At 51.4% G+C, this 16222-nt stretch carries 19 protein-coding genes and 1 pseudogene; 9 read left to right on the plus strand and 11 right to left on the minus strand.

What is annotated here, in order from left to right:
- The 5 genes from B5D32_RS11465 to B5D32_RS11485 all read right to left on the minus strand — a co-directional run.
- Positions 1–236, minus strand: a 236-nt coding sequence (locus tag B5D32_RS11465) for a hypothetical protein (RefSeq protein WP_478292486.1), incomplete at its 3' end; no start/stop codon positions are given.
- Positions 237–666: 430 nt separating this feature from the next.
- A complete protein-coding gene (locus tag B5D32_RS11470) occupies positions 667–2451 on the minus strand; it encodes an L-fucose isomerase (RefSeq protein WP_078785165.1) in 1785 nt (594 codons plus the stop codon).
- A 16-nt stretch (positions 2452–2467) separates the two neighbouring features.
- A complete protein-coding gene (locus B5D32_RS11475) occupies positions 2468–3916 on the minus strand; it encodes a rhamnulokinase (protein ID WP_078785166.1) in 1449 nt (482 codons plus the stop codon).
- Complete coding sequence (gene fucU, locus B5D32_RS11480) at positions 3913–4347, minus strand: L-fucose mutarotase (RefSeq protein ID WP_078785167.1); 435 nt, start codon at positions 4345–4347, stop codon at positions 3913–3915. Before fucU ends, B5D32_RS11475 begins: the two co-directional genes overlap by 4 nt.
- An 11-nt stretch (positions 4348–4358) precedes the next feature.
- The gene (locus B5D32_RS11485) at positions 4359–5066 is read right to left on the minus strand and encodes a class II aldolase/adducin family protein (protein WP_078785168.1); all 708 of its coding nucleotides are present in this window, start codon (positions 5064–5066) and stop codon (positions 4359–4361) included.
- A gap of 121 nt (positions 5067–5187) precedes the next feature.
- Here B5D32_RS11485 and B5D32_RS11490 point away from each other — a divergent pair, with 121 nt between their 5' ends.
- The 9 genes and pseudogenes from B5D32_RS11490 (at position 5188) to B5D32_RS15230 (ending at position 9903) form a co-directional block, all read left to right on the plus strand.
- Complete coding sequence (locus B5D32_RS11490; protein WP_159447033.1) at positions 5188–6042, plus strand: helix-turn-helix transcriptional regulator; 855 nt, start codon at positions 5188–5190, stop codon at positions 6040–6042.
- A 468-nt stretch (positions 6043–6510) separates the two neighbouring features.
- On the plus strand, positions 6511–6756 hold the full coding sequence (locus B5D32_RS11495) for a hypothetical protein (protein ID WP_078785170.1): 246 nt from the start codon (positions 6511–6513) through the stop codon (positions 6754–6756).
- A 178-nt stretch (positions 6757–6934) separates the two neighbouring features.
- Complete coding sequence (locus tag B5D32_RS15595) at positions 6935–7225, plus strand: restriction endonuclease subunit S domain-containing protein (protein WP_242943451.1); 291 nt, start codon at positions 6935–6937, stop codon at positions 7223–7225.
- Positions 7226–7317: 92 nt separating this feature from the next.
- Positions 7318–7878 carry a hypothetical protein gene (locus tag B5D32_RS11500; RefSeq protein ID WP_078785171.1) on the plus strand — a complete coding sequence of 187 codons (561 nt, stop codon included), beginning with the start codon at positions 7318–7320 and terminating at the stop codon, positions 7876–7878.
- A 27-nt stretch (positions 7879–7905) separates the two neighbouring features.
- Positions 7906–8922: a hypothetical protein gene (locus tag B5D32_RS11505; protein WP_078785172.1), complete on the plus strand. Its 1017-nt coding sequence runs from the start codon at positions 7906–7908 to the stop codon at positions 8920–8922.
- Between the two features lie 142 nt (positions 8923–9064).
- Positions 9065–9382, plus strand: coding sequence for a DUF3847 domain-containing protein (locus B5D32_RS11510; RefSeq protein ID WP_078785173.1), 318 nt, complete (start codon positions 9065–9067; stop codon positions 9380–9382).
- 2 nt (positions 9383–9384) lie between these two features.
- Positions 9385–9507 (plus strand): annotated as a pseudogene (locus B5D32_RS15600) (MobQ family relaxase); the annotation flags it as partial.
- A gap of 4 nt (positions 9508–9511) precedes the next feature.
- Positions 9512–9769: a DUF4368 domain-containing protein gene (locus tag B5D32_RS11515; RefSeq protein ID WP_242943452.1), complete on the plus strand. Its 258-nt coding sequence runs from the start codon at positions 9512–9514 to the stop codon at positions 9767–9769.
- On the plus strand, positions 9766–9903 hold the full coding sequence (locus B5D32_RS15230; RefSeq protein ID WP_159447034.1) for a hypothetical protein: 138 nt from the start codon (positions 9766–9768) through the stop codon (positions 9901–9903). The genes B5D32_RS11515 and B5D32_RS15230 overlap by 4 nt, the downstream gene beginning before the upstream one ends.
- An 18-nt stretch (positions 9904–9921) precedes the next feature.
- Here the strand turns inward: B5D32_RS15230 and B5D32_RS11520 are convergent, their stop codons facing one another.
- The 6 genes from B5D32_RS11520 to B5D32_RS11545 all read right to left on the minus strand — a co-directional run bounded on the left by B5D32_RS11520 (position 9922) and on the right by B5D32_RS11545 (position 16221).
- Positions 9922–11007: a phosphotransferase enzyme family protein gene (locus B5D32_RS11520; RefSeq protein WP_242943453.1), complete on the minus strand. Its 1086-nt coding sequence runs from the start codon at positions 11005–11007 to the stop codon at positions 9922–9924.
- Between the two features lie 27 nt (positions 11008–11034).
- A complete protein-coding gene (locus tag B5D32_RS11525; RefSeq protein ID WP_078785176.1) occupies positions 11035–11601 on the minus strand; it encodes a chromate transporter in 567 nt (188 codons plus the stop codon).
- On the minus strand, positions 11598–12164 hold the full coding sequence (locus B5D32_RS11530) for a chromate transporter (protein WP_078785177.1): 567 nt from the start codon (positions 12162–12164) through the stop codon (positions 11598–11600). The genes B5D32_RS11525 and B5D32_RS11530 overlap by 4 nt, the downstream gene beginning before the upstream one ends.
- Before the next feature lie 18 nt (positions 12165–12182).
- The gene (locus tag B5D32_RS11535) at positions 12183–13304 is read right to left on the minus strand and encodes an anaerobic sulfatase maturase (RefSeq protein WP_078785178.1); all 1122 of its coding nucleotides are present in this window, start codon (positions 13302–13304) and stop codon (positions 12183–12185) included.
- Positions 13301–14734 carry an arylsulfatase gene (locus B5D32_RS11540; protein ID WP_078785179.1) on the minus strand — a complete coding sequence of 478 codons (1434 nt, stop codon included), beginning with the start codon at positions 14732–14734 and terminating at the stop codon, positions 13301–13303. Before B5D32_RS11540 ends, B5D32_RS11535 begins: the two co-directional genes overlap by 4 nt.
- A gap of 74 nt (positions 14735–14808) precedes the next feature.
- Positions 14809–16221: an alpha-L-fucosidase gene (locus B5D32_RS11545; protein ID WP_078785180.1), complete on the minus strand. Its 1413-nt coding sequence runs from the start codon at positions 16219–16221 to the stop codon at positions 14809–14811.
- Position 16222: the final 1 nt, after the last annotated feature.

Consider the following 16222-nt stretch of genomic DNA (forward strand, 5'->3'; position numbering starts at 1 on the left):
TGCATAGCAGCCATCAGTTTTTCATTTTGCGGCTCCATTCTGCTCCACATATCATACCCGGCGGTTCTAAATTCGGATTGTTCTGCCTCCTTTTTAGTTCTGGTTTCTTTTTCATGCTCTCTCTGTTTCTTCTTTATGTAAGATTGGCGTTTTCGTTTTACTGCCAAAACCACATAAGCAGTGAATTGGTTTTGGCATATATCATCTTTGGATATGCCATCGTTCTTTTTTATCATTTCTGTACTCCCATCATTTTTTCTTCGATGGGAATACTGGTGGTGAACGACAGCGACAAAGAATCTTGTCGAATTGAAAATTGACACACGCAAATTCTTCAGTATATGTCCACCTGTGTGGAGCATGTACCGTCAGGATTCGCATATGGCAGTGGTAACTCCATTTCGTTTTTCGCGTGGAATTGCCAGAGTTATTCATTCGACAAACTCATAATGCGGTTCTCCGTATAGAGGAAAAGCCTATTAAGTTATAGGCAATGGCTTATAACCGCACTTTGAGAAAAGAGGCCTCAAGGTACTTTTTATCTTTTGAATTTATTGTATACCTCCAAATGAAAAAAACAAGGAGAGGCTTCCAAGGAAACCTCTCCTTAACTGGTATTAAGGGCTATGTCAAAATCTTTCCGGCAGAATATTTACGACAGGTAACTTACCGATACAGCGGCCCATACTGCTTGCACGCAGCATAATCCGCAGCCTGCTGATCCTGTGTGCCGAAACTGGCCCATGCGTGGGGGCGATAAACCTTCTCGGCAGGGACATTGTGCATCGTAACAGGGATGCGCAACATGCTGGCCAGTGTAATGAGGTCAGCACCCACATGGCCGTAAACGGTCACGCCATGGTTGGCACCCCAGTTTGCCATAACGCTGTACACATCGGTGAACGCACCCTGTCCGGTCAGGCGCGGGCAGAACCACGTGGTCGGCCAGGTCGGGTCGGTGCGCTTGTCGATGGTGTTGTGGATCTCGTCGGGCAGATCAGCCGTCCAACCCTCGGCAATTTGCAGGACGGGGCCAATGCCCTCCACAATGTTGAAACGCAGCATCGTAACAGGCATCTCTGCCTTGCAGCGGAAGTGGCTGGAATATCCACCGCCGCGGAAGTACTCATAGTCCGCACGGCACCAATCGGTGGCGTTCAGGCACGCCTTGATGTCCGCATCGGTCATCTCCCAGAACGGTTTCATCACATGATTACCCTTGGCATCTACGCAGGCACCGGAACCGTCCAGGGCCGTTGCGCCGGAATTGATGAGGTGAATAAAGCCGTTGGCGGCAACGCCGTCAGGCTTCTGCCCGGTCACACGCTCGCAGGCTTCGGGACTCCAGTAGGTACGCACATCATGGAAGCACGGTGCAGAACCGGAGACAAGGCTGCCCAGCATCATGGCAATGCCGTTGCAGGTGTCGTTCTCAGTGGCGAACGGAGTCGGGGCCTTCGGGCCGTTCCAGTCAAAGGTAGAAGCCATAATGGCCTCGGTGAAGTCAGCATTCGGCAGCCAGTCCGTCCACTGGCGCTGGCCCTGGAAGCCGCCGACCACGGCGTTGCGGCCCAGTGCTTCTTCATGCCAGCCCATCTCGTCCAGACGCGGATTGCCGTACAGAATGTCGCGGATGATCAGGGTCATCTTGACGATAAACTCCCAATCCTTGTCAGCCGGAACGATCTTCGACTTCGTAATGACGGGCGGCAGATTCTTGCCGAGGTTCTTATCAAAGCCCTCTTTGCAGTTCTCGCGCACCCATGCCAGCGCCTTTTCATATTCGTCGTGGTCATAGATGCCGATGGAAATACGGCGCAGGATCTCGACCTCATCCACCCACTCGGCGCGGATGCCAAAATATTTTTGCAGAACACCCGCATCGCAGAAGCTGCCCGCAATGCCCATCGCCACAGCGCCAATATTGACGTAAGCTTTGTTCTTCATCCAGCCTGCGGCAACAGCACAGCGGGTGAAACGCAGAATTTTCTCGGCCACGTCATCGGGAATCGTATCATCGTTGGCTTCCTGCACGTCATGGCCATAAATGGAGAAAGCAGGCAGACCGCGCTGGGCGTGTGCGGCCAGAACCGCAGCCAGATACACCGCGCCGGGGCGCTCGGTGCCGTTGAAGCCCCAAACTGCCTTGATGGTGTTGGGGTCCATGTCGAACGTCTCGGTGCCGTAGCACCAGCAGGGCGTCACGGACAGCGTTGCCGTAACATTCTGGGTAGAGAACTGCTCTGCCACACGGGCAGCCTCGGCACCGCCGCCAATCGTCGTACAGCCAATCACGCACTGCACCGGCGTACCATCGGGGTACTTGAGGTTCTCCGAAATCAGCTTGGCGGCATTTTCTGCCATGCGCATCGTCTGATTTTCCAGGCTTTCACGGACACCGCCCCAGCGTCCATCAATGACAGGGCGAATACCAATTTTAGGATACAGCATAGTTGCACCTTCCTTATTATAATAGGGTTTTGAAACGATCATAAGCGGCGTTCCATTCCGCATAGTTCTGTGTGCTTGGGGTATATGTTTTAATGACCTCTGTCTCCGCAATCAGCCGGCGTCCTTGTGTGATGGAGTCCAGCACTCCCAAGGCTTTCAGCTGAATCATAATGTTGCCGAGCGCCGTAGCTTCCACCGGGCCTGCCTTTACTGTAAGGCCGCAGCAGTCTGCCGTCATCTGGCAAAGCAGACGGTCTTTTGTGCCGCCGCCCAAAACGTGCAGGGTCGTAAATGCTCGACCTGTTACAGCGGAAAGCTGCTCTATCGCGTAGCGATATTTCAGCGCAAGGCTTTCATAAATGCAGCGCATCACAGCGCCCGCTGTTTCCGGGATGGGCTGACCGGTTTTGCGGCAAAATTCCTGTATTCTGCTCGGCAGGTCGCCAGGGGCAACAAATTCCGGCGCATCCGGGTCAATAAAGCTGCGCAGCGGTTCGGCGGCAAGTGCCTGTTGCTCCAGCTCCGCGAAAGAATATGCCTGTCCACGGCGCTTGTACTCACGGCGGCTTTCCTGGATCAGCCAAAGACCGATGATATTTTTCAGGTAGTTGATTTTTCCGTTTGCACCTAGTTCATTGGACAGCCCGCTTTGGCAGCTGTCCGCCGTCAGAATCGGAGCATCCAGTTCCGTTCCCAGCAGGCTCCATGTGCCGCAGGAGAGAAATGCCGTATGTTCGGCATCTTCCTCGGCACACGGCATAGCAGCCGAGGCGCATTGTGTATCATGCCCTGCCACCGCAATGATTTTCGCACCGTTTGCAAGTGTGCCTGTCACCGTGCCGCTGGCAACAAGGGGCGCGAAGCGGTTTGCGTTCAAGCCGTAGGCGGCCAGCACTTCCCTGCTCCACTGCCCCGTGCGGGGGTCCAGCATCTGACTGGTGGACGCAATGCTGCGCTCACAGACCGGCTCGGCCCCCAACAGAGCCGCAAACAAATCCGGCATAAAAAGGATCTGCTCGGCCTTTTGCAGCAGTTCCGGGTCCTGCTCACGCAGAGCCAGCAGCTGGAACAAAGTATTGATTGCCATGATTTGATTGCCGGTATGGGCATACAATTCTTCTGCAGGCATACGGGCAGCGGCCTGTTCCAGTTTGCCATTCGTTCGGACATCGCGGTAATGAACAGGGTTTGCCAGCAGATGACCGTCCGTATCCAGTAAGCCGAAATCTACACCCCATGTATCAAATCCTAAGCTGTCAAATGTACCCGCCTTTTGAATGGCCGTGTGAATTTCTTTCAGCAGTGTTTCCACATCCCAGCAGAGGTGACCGTCCTTTTCGATGGGGACATTTTCAAAACGATGGATTTCCTCGTAGGTGAGGTTTTGGCCATCGTACACGGCTCGAATCGCACGTCCACTGGAAGCGCCAAAGTCGAAGGCCAGCACAGTTGCTGTGTTACTCATTGCACCACGCCCTTCTTCAAAAGTACGTTGGCATAGATTGCGCTTTCCCCGGTGGCGATAATCGCATAGGCATGATGTGCGCGCTCATAAAACGCAAAGCGCTCCACCATTTCAATTTTAGCCGGGTCATTGCCGCTCTCGTTCAACTTCTGTTTATAGCTATCCCAGATAGTCGGCTTGCACGGATCGCCATCTACCACTTTCATCAGCGCGACAGGCTTTTCCACATACTGATCCAACGGCAGAAATTGCAGGATGGCCTCCAGCAGTTCTACGGTTCCGTGCCCGTCTGCACGAATCACAATGGCATCTTTGCCGATGCTTTCAGCCGGGAAGTTTCCGTCTGCGAGAATGATTTCGTCGCCATGTCCCATCTCGCAGAGGACTTTCAGAAGTTCCGGGCTAAGGATAGGCGGAATGTTCTTCAGCATACGGTGTCTCCTTATTTGTCCGTCGGCTCACCTTTTTCGCGTCGCTCAAATTTGCGATAGCCGGGGTGTTTGCCGGTAATTTTGTAGTAGGAGCGGAGATTGATGAGCTTATCAATGTTCTTGCGGTCAATATCATAGCTGCCGCCGAGAATGATTGCGTTGATCGTGATTTTTGCCCACAGTTCCAGACTCTCCATGCGGTAATAGGCGGTGATGACATCGCTGCCCACCGTCAGCGCGCCGTGGTTTTCCAGCAGCATAACATCGTGGTCGTTGAGATACGGCTCGATTGCGTCCGGCACCTCCGTCGTGCTGGGGGTTCCATACGGAGTCAGCGGCACAGCGCCGATGGCTGCCACATCCTCAATCATGTTGTACATATCCATCGGGCGATGTGCCACGGCAAAGCCGGTGGCTGCCGGCGGATGGGCATGGACAACAGCATTTACATCGGCGCGCTTTTCGTAGCAGCGCAGGTGCATCTTGATTTCGCTGGACGGGCGCAGGCCCTCTGCCCCTTCCAGCACATTGCCCTTTGCATCAATACGCAGCAGCTTGTCCGGCGTGATGAAGCTCTTGCTCATGCCCGTAGGCGTTGCAAGGAAAGTTCCGTCCTCCAACCGCACCGAGACATTGCCGTCGTTAGCGGCGACCCAGCCAAGCTGCCACATTTTATGGCAGACATCGCAGATCTGGTCTTTGATTTCTTCGATTTGCACAGTTTGTACCTCCTAAAGTGGATTTTGTCCTTTATTTGTATTATACTGTTGCAATTTTCCCTCGTCTTTGCGTATAATGATATTATATTGGACGATATTGATATTTTAGGAGATGCCTGCCATGAAGTTTCTGGCTTCCCATGAAAGCAGTACGCGCGGCACTTTTGACTTTCCCATTGAGCTTTATTATGTAGATAAAATGCACCCGCGCTATGAAATGCCGTTTCACTGGCACATGGAATTTGAACTTATGCTGGTTCTGAGCGGGGAGTTTTTTCTGATGACTGATGGACGCTCTTACCTTTTACACAAGGGAGATGCCGCCATCATTTCAGCCGGGGCCGTTCACGGCGGAACCCCCAGCGACTGCGTTTACGAGTGTGTTGTCTTTGACATGAACCGCTTCCTCGGCAGTGGTTCCGTATGTCAGGCAAAATACAATGCGCTTTTTGAACGCGGCGCACAAATTGAGCCGTATCAACCGGCCGGCTCCGTAACCTGCCAACTGATTGACAGACTCTTTGAGGCAATGGAAAAAGAGCCGGAGGGATATGAATTTGTGACGATTGGTCTGATGTGGCAGTTGTTCGGTCAAATCCTTTTGCAGCATTCGTACACAGTATCCACTTCTGAGAACAAGCGGAATGACCGCAGCACAGCCCAAATGAAAGCGGCCTTAGAGCGCATCCGAAAGAATTACGCCAGCCGCATCACCTTGGAAGATCTCGCCTCCACAGCAGAAATGACCCCCGAACACTTTTGCAGGGTCTTTCACAGCATAACCGGGCGCTCCCCTATTGACTACTTGAATTACTACCGGGTAGAATGTGCTGCCGAGCTGTTATGCTCCACCGAAGATCCCATCACGGAGATTGCGTATAGCTGCGGCTTTAGTGATTCCAGCTACTTTAACCGGATGTTCCGCCGCTATAAGGCTGAAGCTCCGGGTAAATATCGAAAACTGCATAGCATATAAAATCGCGCCGACAGTGCATTGTCGGCGCGATTTTTAGTCAACAATTCGCATTTGGTATCAACCGTTCTGAGTTTCCAACATCATAAAACCAATTGCAACACACGACCTTATTAGCCTCACAGCGGACATACAACTTGCTGCATCACAGAAAACTCCCGCGCTTGTTACACGGGGGCTCATAAGAAAGTAATTCAAGAAATTACGATTATGGCATCTGTCAGACGGGGTTGGCAAATGAGATAACGGGTATTCGGTGAAAGCCGAGTACCCGTTATTTTTTTGCCCTTAACTGAAAGCAATAGATTTATTCACAGGGTTCGAGTATAATGAAGCTATAATCATCCTATCCCATCCATTCCGAGATTTTTTCAAAAAATATCAAAATTTTTTGGAAACATTGGAACAATTCAGCCTTTCTCATGCCATATATAGTAGAGGGCTATTTCAAAACGATTGGAGGTGACGCTTATGGAGAAGCGGAAAAGCCCGAATGCTTTCATTGTAGTGCTGCCCGGTGAAATCATCGAAATACCACAGAACAGCGACAAATCATGGCTGACCTTGTTTTACAGCTTGCCGAGAGAGCTTGCAGAAAAGTGGAAACCCGCCTATGATCTGCCCCGCTGCCCCTATGAGGTCTTACGGATGGACAAGTATGACCACATTGTATGTGACGATATGTTTAAGTTGCAGAATATGAGAATTAACATCTAATTAGCAGCTACGAAGAAATCCCTTTGGAACAAAGGGCGCACTTCTATACAGGGGCAAGCCCTGTATGTGCGCTCTGCGAGGCAGGCAGCCCGGAGGACGATTGAAGTCCAGGTTGTTTTGCGTCACTTCGTTCCGAACAAGGGTCAGCACCCCTTGCGCCGTTATGCGGCTATCCACAGTGTACTTACTGTTAACAGACGGCTTTGCAAATGCGGGCGTTATTTATGGACAAACACCAGAAAAGCCTGTAGAGTCAAGAAATTTACGGCTTGAGCGCTTGCATTTGACCTTGCCGAAAATTGAATATCCGATGTTATGCTGGAGTATTAAAATGCTTGAAATCAGTCTGTCCAATATTACGACACAACATAGAATTGTAGAAGTTCTTTCTTCTTATGATGCTTTGACTGAAAATAACCAGAAGCAGATTAAGCTACTGGAGGAAGCGGTACAACGGTCATATAAATAGTGGCTTGTTGATTTGCGCTTCCCCGGCTATGAAACTACTCCCAACACTGACAACATACCGGATCTGATTAGCAAATGATTTGAGGTGTCATCATGATTTTTGAAAGTTTTCCATGGAAACAGGATTTGCGTAGACGTAAAAATCTGATTATCAAATACAATACAGCAGAACACTTCGAGAAGAATGATGACACCACATATACGGTCATCGAAAAGGCAATTTTCTATTCTGCGTTCATTATTCGCAAACTGATTGATTGCGGAGGAAAACTCAGCGACGAATCTGAAAACTATTCACTGAAAGTCTGTTCGGTTCAGCCACTTAAGCCCGTTGATCGGCTCCATCGATGGCCAGAGGAAGATAGTCATGACTGGGAAAACGAGAAAGAAGTTGTAGTTACGGGAAAGAACGTATGCAATTGGCTGATACATTCCTATATGTTTTTTGTTGTATTCAATGAAGACGGCATAATCGATAGCTTCAGTGTAACCTCTGACTTTGATCGCAATAAAGTTCTTTATCGCATACCATTAGATGCTTGGATGGAATATATGGACTACATAGCGTCAGACGATATCGTAGGAATGTCATCTCATTATGATCCCAAAGCTGACGATTATGTTTTCAGTCGCAAAGAACGTGGAAAACGATAGGCTGCTCATTAGTTTTCGGGAGGAAAAATGGTTGTATTAAACTTTTACGGAAAAATTGAACCAATTTGCATATCAGAAAAACTTGGGTTATACATCGCCAATCTTCCCAACGAAGAATACAATGAATGGAGAAACGCTCTGGCCGAAGAACTCGAACTGGCTGTAAAGGCAAACAAAATCTATCAAGAAAAACTTGGGACGAACTATCCCTGCGGGATAATCAATTTATATCAAACACTGTTTCCAGATGAGCTCCTTCCAGGAGAGTTTGAGCAAGAGCACTATATAAAAATTGCAGATCAAATGATCTTCATCTATCAAGATTATGATTATACGGACATGCCTCTTGGTGGTTGGGACACCAATTGTTTTGATGGGCGGTTGTGTGAAGAAGATTATTCCGAGAAAATCATAGACTTCATTAACTTCATGGCCCATTCAGACCAACCCGACTATGCAATCCCGAAGCCTGTACCGCAATGGACGTTCTCCTCAAACCACGACGGAATTGACTATTGGCGTATTTTCTGGGGTGGTGAGGAATCCGCTGAGTACATTTTGGCCTTGCAGGAGTGGGGAAAGCTCTTTGACAGCTTCTTATGCTCAAGGAATGACTATTTGCTTTTCGATTACTTGGTCAATACCATCCACAAGGATAACGAGTACAATGAGAATCATTTGATTAAAGCCTTTTCGTTGTGCCAGCTTTTTCTCGAAAGGCACAAAGAAAGTGAACTCGACGCTAAATTGCCGCAGTTTTTTGAGCTGCTTGGTCCAGAAAGTGATACAAAGCGGCAGGCTGAACTCTTTAGAAAAATGAGAAACAAAATTGCGCACGGCGATTTCTTAGCCTTTGAAACAGTAATCGAAACATATGCTTCCGAGTTCATGGATGGGCGGTTCGCATTTGACTATTCTGAGTACAGTCGTAAGAACTGGGCTGTGCAGCATGTTTGCTGTGAACTGGACAACGTTATTCGAAAATTGCTGGGTATGCTTTTGTTCAACAGAAGGGAATTGGAGAGAATCAAAAAATCTATCTAAAATATCGAGGTACTTTAGGATCTGACGAAACGTTGATGAATTAAGAAGCTAAATAACAGTACCGTTTAGAAATAGACCGTTTACCGATCTTCGGTAGGCGGCCTTTTTATATCCCCACCAAAAAACAAGGAGGTCATACACTATGGCAAAACAGAAAACTATTCCCGAACTGGAAGCCGAGAAATCGGAAAATGAACGCAAGCTCTCGCAGCTCCAACACAAAAAGCAACAGATTGAAAACCGTATCACCTATTACGAAAAAGGAGGTCGGCACAAGCGAGCGCACCACCTTATCACCCGTGGCGCAGCCATCGAAAGCGTTGCACCGCTGACAAAGGTTTTGACCGAAACCGAGTTTTATGCCTTTGCTGAAAAAGCTCTTGCCGTCCCGGAGGTCAAAGGCTTGCTTATGGAAGCGGTCAACGAACACAACCGGGCAGAACAGAAAGAGAGGTGTTGAGTATCGCTCTATATCATTTTCATGTCACACAAATCAAGCGCAGTGCAGGACAATCCGCTATTGCGTCTGCCGCCTATCGCTCCGGCGAAAAGCTGCACAGCGAATACTACGGCGAGGACAGCGACTAAAGTGGAAATCCAGACCTTGCAGCAGGATATTGAAGTACAGGAACGACAGATTGAAAATTTGGAGCAGTTTATCCAGAGGGCACACAAATACAAGGACTTGGACGAGCTTACCCCGTATGCTCTGCGTGAGCTTGTCAAAGGAGTTTATATTGAAGCACCCAACAAGAGCAGCGGCAAGCGGCGACAGAACATCCGCATTTCCTATGATCTTGTGGGTTTTATCCCGCTGAATGAACTGATGAAAGAGGAAACGGCATGACCAAAGCCATGCCGTTCCTGCAAAAAGCAATATTACTTTCTTATGCCCCCCGGCCATTAGGCGCGGGAGTTAAGGAAGGAGAAAACACGATTTTGCATGATGCATTCTACTGCAAAACACAAACCGCAAAATGAAAAAGCAGATTAGTGGTATCAGCAGTATTTTTCAATTACTTTTTGCATGGCATCCCAGTTCCGTTCCATATCGGCAGTCAACTTGAACTGGGTGCGGGCGCGGTTGAGGTTTTGGGTTTCGTAGTTAATGTGGAAGTAGTGATCTCCCTCCAGATAATCAGCGAGGAAGCGCATACCACATTCCATCGTCATCAGCTTGGCACCCCACGGCAGGGTCTGCTTTTCCAGCGGGGTGAACGCTTCTCCTGCTGCCTGCAAGAAGCCCTTGGTGTAAATTTCAAACAGTTCCATGCTGAAATTGACTTTCGAGAGGTCAGCTTCGTCCTCGGCGCAGTGGTTGGCACCGAAGCGGATGGAATCACCGAAATCGTTGGCGGCCAAGCCCGGCATGACGGTATCAAGGTCGATAACGCAAAGGCCCTCGCCGGTTGTTTTGTCGAACAGGATATTGTTCAGCTTGGTGTCGTTGTGGGTGACGCGCAGCGGCAGCTTACCCGCCGCCAGCAGATCCACCATAACGTGATACTCTGCTTCGCGGGCGCGGACAAACTCAATTTCGCGCTGCACCTGTGCGGCACGACCCATGCGGTCCTCAGCCACGGCGCGCTGGAAGTCAGCGAAGCGCTTGGGCGTATCGTGGAAGTGCGGGATCGTCTCATGCAGGGTGTGTGCCGGATATTCAGCCAACTGATGCTGGAAATTGCCAAATGCAACAGCGCTCTGGTAAAAATCCTCAGCCGACTGCACCTGCTGCAAACAGACAGTGTTCTCTACAAATTCATAGATACGCCAGCAGCTACCATCAGTAGCCTGATAATAGGGCTTTTCCTCTTTGGTAGGCACCACATGGAGCGTAGCACGCGCCGGGTCAGCCCCGCGCTGCTTAGCCTTTTCGCGCAAAAAATCTGTAACACCGCAGACGTTTTCCATCAAACCGGCCGGGTCTTTGAATGTATTGGTATTGATTTTTTGCAGGATGTAGCGTTTTGCCCCCTGCACTGACGTTACCGTGATGGCATACGTCTGGTTGATATGCCCTTCGCCATAGGGAATCGGCTCTGATACTGAGCCATTCCATTTCCATGCAGTTAAAATATCCTTCATTTGTATATACATCCTCTCTGGTTTTGTTTATGCCGCGATACTGTACAGCGCGACACCGGCCACGGCAGCCCCCGCCATGACCTTGATAGGGCTGGGCTTCCATTTACGTAGAACAAAAAAGCCCATGAGGAAAATTGCCAGTGCAATCAGATCCATGCTGCCCAGATCCGCCGGGAAAGTGCGCTGCCTGTACAGGGCCATGCACAACAGGGAAATGCCAGCAGAAGCAATCATGGCAATAACAGCGGGGCGCAGCCCGGCCAAGATACCCTGCATAACGCTAAGGCCGCGGAAACGGTAATACATGTAGGCCAGCGCCATGACGATGACGCAGGACGGGAAAATACAGCCAATCGTGGCAATCAGTGCCCCAGGCAGCCCCGCCACCTGAATCCCCACAAAGGTTGCCGCGTTAAGGGCGATAGGCCCCGGGGTCATTTCGGCGATTGCCATAATATCCGCAAATCCCGTCATCGTCAGCCAGGGGTGAATCTCCACGGCCTGGTCCTGAATCAAAGGCATGGCTGCATACCCGCCGCCGATGCTGAACAGGCCAACTTGGAAAAAGCTCCAGAATAATTCAAGGTAGATCATTTGCTACCCTCCCGCTTTTGTAGATACATGGTATCCAGCGCGCCGATGACGCCGCAGACGAGGATAATCAAAATGATGTTCACCGAGAAGAAACGGGTCGCCGCAAAAGCTGCCAGCATAACCGCGATGGGCAGCCAGCGCTTCTTTTTCAGGATGGGCCACGCCATGTTGATGACCACATCAAAGATGACCGCTGCCACACCGGCCAGCATACCGGCCATTGCCATGCTCACATACTTGTTGGAGCGGAACGCCTGATAGAACGCGGAGATGATGGAGATGATAATCAGCGGTGGCAGCGCCGCGCCCACCACAGTAATCAGTGCGCCGGGGATGCCTGCTACATGGTAGCCCATCAGAATCGAGGCGTTGATGGCAATAGATCCGGGGCTTGATTGGGCAATCGCCGTCAGGTCCAGCGTTTCCTCTTCCTCGATCCAGTGCAGTTCTTTCACGAAGCGTTCCCGCATCAACGGGATAATGACAAACCCACCGCCGAAGGTGCAGGCACTCAATTTAAAGGTCGATAGAAACAGCTGCCAGTATTTATTTTTCTTGTGCAATAGAATCGGTCTCCTTTTTCAGCGATACATCTGCACGGCGCGGGCCATCTCGCACAGGCGCAGTTCCGCATAGGCGAAAAACTTTTGCAGGGCTTTGCAGTAGTAGCTGCGCTGCGCTTTGTCGGCGGGATCACAGTCACGCTTGCAGCCGCCGCGGCACAGGTGTACCCATCTGCATGGCTGACATTCTGCGGGGATCTGCCAGCCGTCAGCGATAAACACCCGCATTTTTTCACTGGCAAGCAGCGAATGCAGGGTGTCGGCTTGCACGGTTCCGAGTTTGTAGGCATCCAGGCAGAAAAAGTCGCACGGGTACACCACACCGCTACCCTCCACGACCATATAGCCGCCGCAGCGGCCGGTCGTGGAACAGGTCACCGCCGGGCCACCCATGAGCAAATGGATATAATCCTCAAACAGGCGGACGCTGACATAGGTGCTGGTTTTCCAGTCTCGATACCAGGCATCAAACAGGGCGCACAGGAACCGCGCGTACAGCTCTGGCGTGAGGGAGTAGTTCTGCTGCCCCTGCGGCATGCCCAGCGGGTCCAGACAAGGAATGAACTGCAAATAGCGCACCCCTGTAGCCTTCATGGACTTATACACGCGCTCCGCTTTTTTTGCCAACTGTTTGGTGACGACACATAAAAGATTGCACTCCACGCCGTATCGATGCAGCAGTTCGATCGTCTGCATGACCCTTGCCCATGTTCCGTCGCCGGAAGCATCCGGGCGCAAAGCATCATGTACATCTGGCGTACCGTCTAAGCTGATACCAACAAGGAAGTTCTCTTCGCGGAAAAATCTCGCCCATTCTTCGGCAACAGCAAGGCCGTTTGTCTGGATGGCGTACTGCACCGTTACACGCTTTTGGTTGTACTTTCGCACTGTCTGCGTAAAGAACCGAAAGAAATCCAGCCCTGCTAAGGTTGGTTCTCCGCCTTGAAAGGCAAACGAAACAAAGCCGCCTTGGTCAAGTTCCGCAAAACAGCGCCGTATCAATATCTCGGCTGTCTGCAAGGTCATCATGCAATCTTCGGAAGTGCTGCGGTTTTGCTGCTCATCCCGATAAAAGCAATAGTGGCAGCGCATATTGCAAAATCCGGCTGCGGGTTTTATCAGAAATTGAAGCTGCTTCATAACACCTCGGTGTTCTGCAATACGGTCAGGGGCGTTTTGCCCACAAACAAGGTATGACCGTCTGTGTACTGTTCTTCGCGGTTCTTTAAGGCGTCGATCAGCAGGGCACGCAGTTCGGCCACACGCTCCGGGTTTTCGTCCAGTACATTTTTTGTTTCGTGCGGGTCATCGCGCAGGTAGAAGTACAGTTCCCGCCCGGTCTGCGAGTACCAGATATATTTGTCCTCTTTTGTCAGGATAAAGTGCATGGAATCTTCACCCAGCGTGTGTTCCCCGTGCAGGTATTCGCGTTCGACGGGGTGCAATAGGCTCGTGCCGTCCACGGTTTCTGGAATGGGTGCGCCCGCCAGTTCCAGCAGTGTGGGCATAACGTCGCGCAGCTCGACCAAGTCGGTGCGAACCGTGCCGCACTTTCCGATGTAACGCTCCGGCCCGGAGATAAACAGTGGTACATGGATACTGCCTTGGAATGGCTTTGCTTTCTGGAACATCAAATGGTCGCCCAGCATTTCACCGTGGTCGGAGACAAACAAAATCACGGTGCTATCCGTAATCTGTTCTTCCACCAGCGCGGAAATCAAGCGTCCGATTTGATGATCCATATGGGTGATGGCAGCATAATAGCCCGCCCGCAGCTGCTGAATATAGCTTTCATCCGAGGGTGCAGTCTGGGCATGGTAACTGTGACCGTCGCGCTCCCAGCGGACGCAGTCGTTCCAGTCTCCGTGCCAAGGTTCGGCCAGCGGCTTATCTTTGTACAAATTCAAATAATATTCCGGGGCGTCCAGCGGCGGATGTGGCCGCACGAAGCTGGCCATCAAGAAAAAAGGTTTAGAACGGTCACGGCGGCGCAGAAAATCCCGGCACTCACTGGCGACCCAGTTGGTGGGATGGTACTTTTCTTCGTAAATCCACGGACGAACCACCCAGCTGTTGCAGTCCAAGCCAGTATCTACGGGGTCTGCATCCACACCAAGCTGCTGCTTGAGCCACCAATAATAGTCATCGGCCACACGCTGGTCTTCATAACTGGGCGTAGTGGGGCGGCGGTAGGCATGGAGATAGCCATCATGCAGCCGTACATCGTTGAATCCCAAATTATTGCGCAGCGGGTGGACGTGCATTTTACCGACGCACTGCGTATAATAGCCCGCCTTGCTCAGTTCCCCAGCCAGCGTGTGGGTATAGTTCCACGGCACTAAATCCTCATACCCGACGCGGCCGGTGTGTTCCTGTGACATACCTGTATAAAGAGAGGCCCGCGCGGGAACACAGGTCGGACAGGCAGAATAGGCGTTTTCATAGCGCACGCCCTCTGCGGTCAGTGCATCGAGAAACGGTGTTTTTACATCCGGGTGTCCGGCAATACCAAGGCAATCGCCGCGCATCTGGTCTGCCATAAGCAGGATAATATTAGGGCGTTTATCCATACCAACCCCTCATCTATATTTTGGCAGGGAAAGGCGTGCCGCAGCAACGCAGCACGCCTCTTTTGCCTGCATCCTTACTGATAGACTTCCAGCAGCCGCAGAGTTGGTTCCGTGCGAGAAGCGGTGATCTTTATGGTAAGCGTCTGCACATCCACGGGGGTAAAGCGGCAGATACGCTTATGTCCCACTACCGTAAATTCGGCAGCCTTGCTTCCGTCTGCCCAAATCTCGCCGCTTTCTATGCGCTGTCCCGTTGGAAGATGCTCGCCCAGCACAACACAGGAAACCTTCTGCAGCTCCGGGAATTTCAAAGTAATCGTATCGGATTCTTGTCCGTAGGCAGCCTGCCAATAGGTATTTGCCATACCGTCCACAGCCTGTGTGATGGGGTGCTGCGCAATCGCAGAATCTGCCGTAATTTCCGCCTTTTCTGTTACGTTGTCGGCAAAAATCTGCCGGATTTTAGCACCCAGCTCCGCAAGGCTGGCGCAGTCCGCCGCGGCAATACGCCCATGCGTATCAGGCGGAATGTTCAGCAGCAGGCTGGCGTTCGCACCGACGGCATCCAGATAGATGTCCAGCAATTCGCCTGCCGTGCGCACGTCAGTGTCCTCCTCCGGGTGGTAAAACCAACCTGTTCGGATGGAGGTATCCACCTCGGACGGATACCAGACAAGTTCTCTTGCATTGCGGATAACCGCTCTGCTGCCGATGTCCTCGTCCTGAGAGTCAATTTTACGGGAAAATTTTCCGTCATCCGCCTGCTGCGATTTGGATGCCGTGCGCTCTGCATCCCGCAGCTCTGCGGGAACCACGCTCCATTCAGCTTTCCGGCAATGCCCTGCCTCGTTGCCGCACCAGCGCACATCGGGGCCGCAGACATTCAAAACCGCATTCGGTTGCAATTTACGCAGCACTGCATAGTAGCGTTCCCAATCGTAAATTTGCTTTTTGCCGTTTTTGCCCTCGCCGCAGGCCCCGTCAAACCAGAAGCAGAAAATATCACCATAGTTTGTTGAAAGCTCGGTCAGCTGGGAAACGAAATAATCATCATACGGTTTTCCCTGCCCATAGCGTGCATCGTGGCGATCCCACGGGGAGAGATAGACGCCAAACTTGATACCTCCGCGCCGACAGGCATCCGAGACTTCGCGCACAACATCGCCCTTACCGTCTTTCCACGGGCTGTTCTTGACGCTATGCTCCGTGTAGGCGCTCGGCCACAGGCAGAAGCCGTCATGGTGCTTACAGGTCAAAATTAGCGCCTTCATGCCGGCACTTTTGACTGCGGCAACCCACTGGTCGGCATCCAGCGCATCGGGGTTGAACAGCGCCGGGTCTTCGGTGCCGTCGCCCCACTCGCGGTTCGTGAAGGTATTCATGCCGAAATGGGTAAAGGCGTAAAATTCAAGCTGCTGCCATGCCAACTGGCGCAGGCTTGGCGTGATAGAGGCTGCATAGCGGATCTGTTCTTCGGGTGTTCTCATT

It is taken from the genome of Gemmiger formicilis (assembly GCF_900167555.1).
GTDB lineage: Bacteria > Bacillota > Clostridia > Oscillospirales > Ruminococcaceae > Gemmiger > Gemmiger formicilis.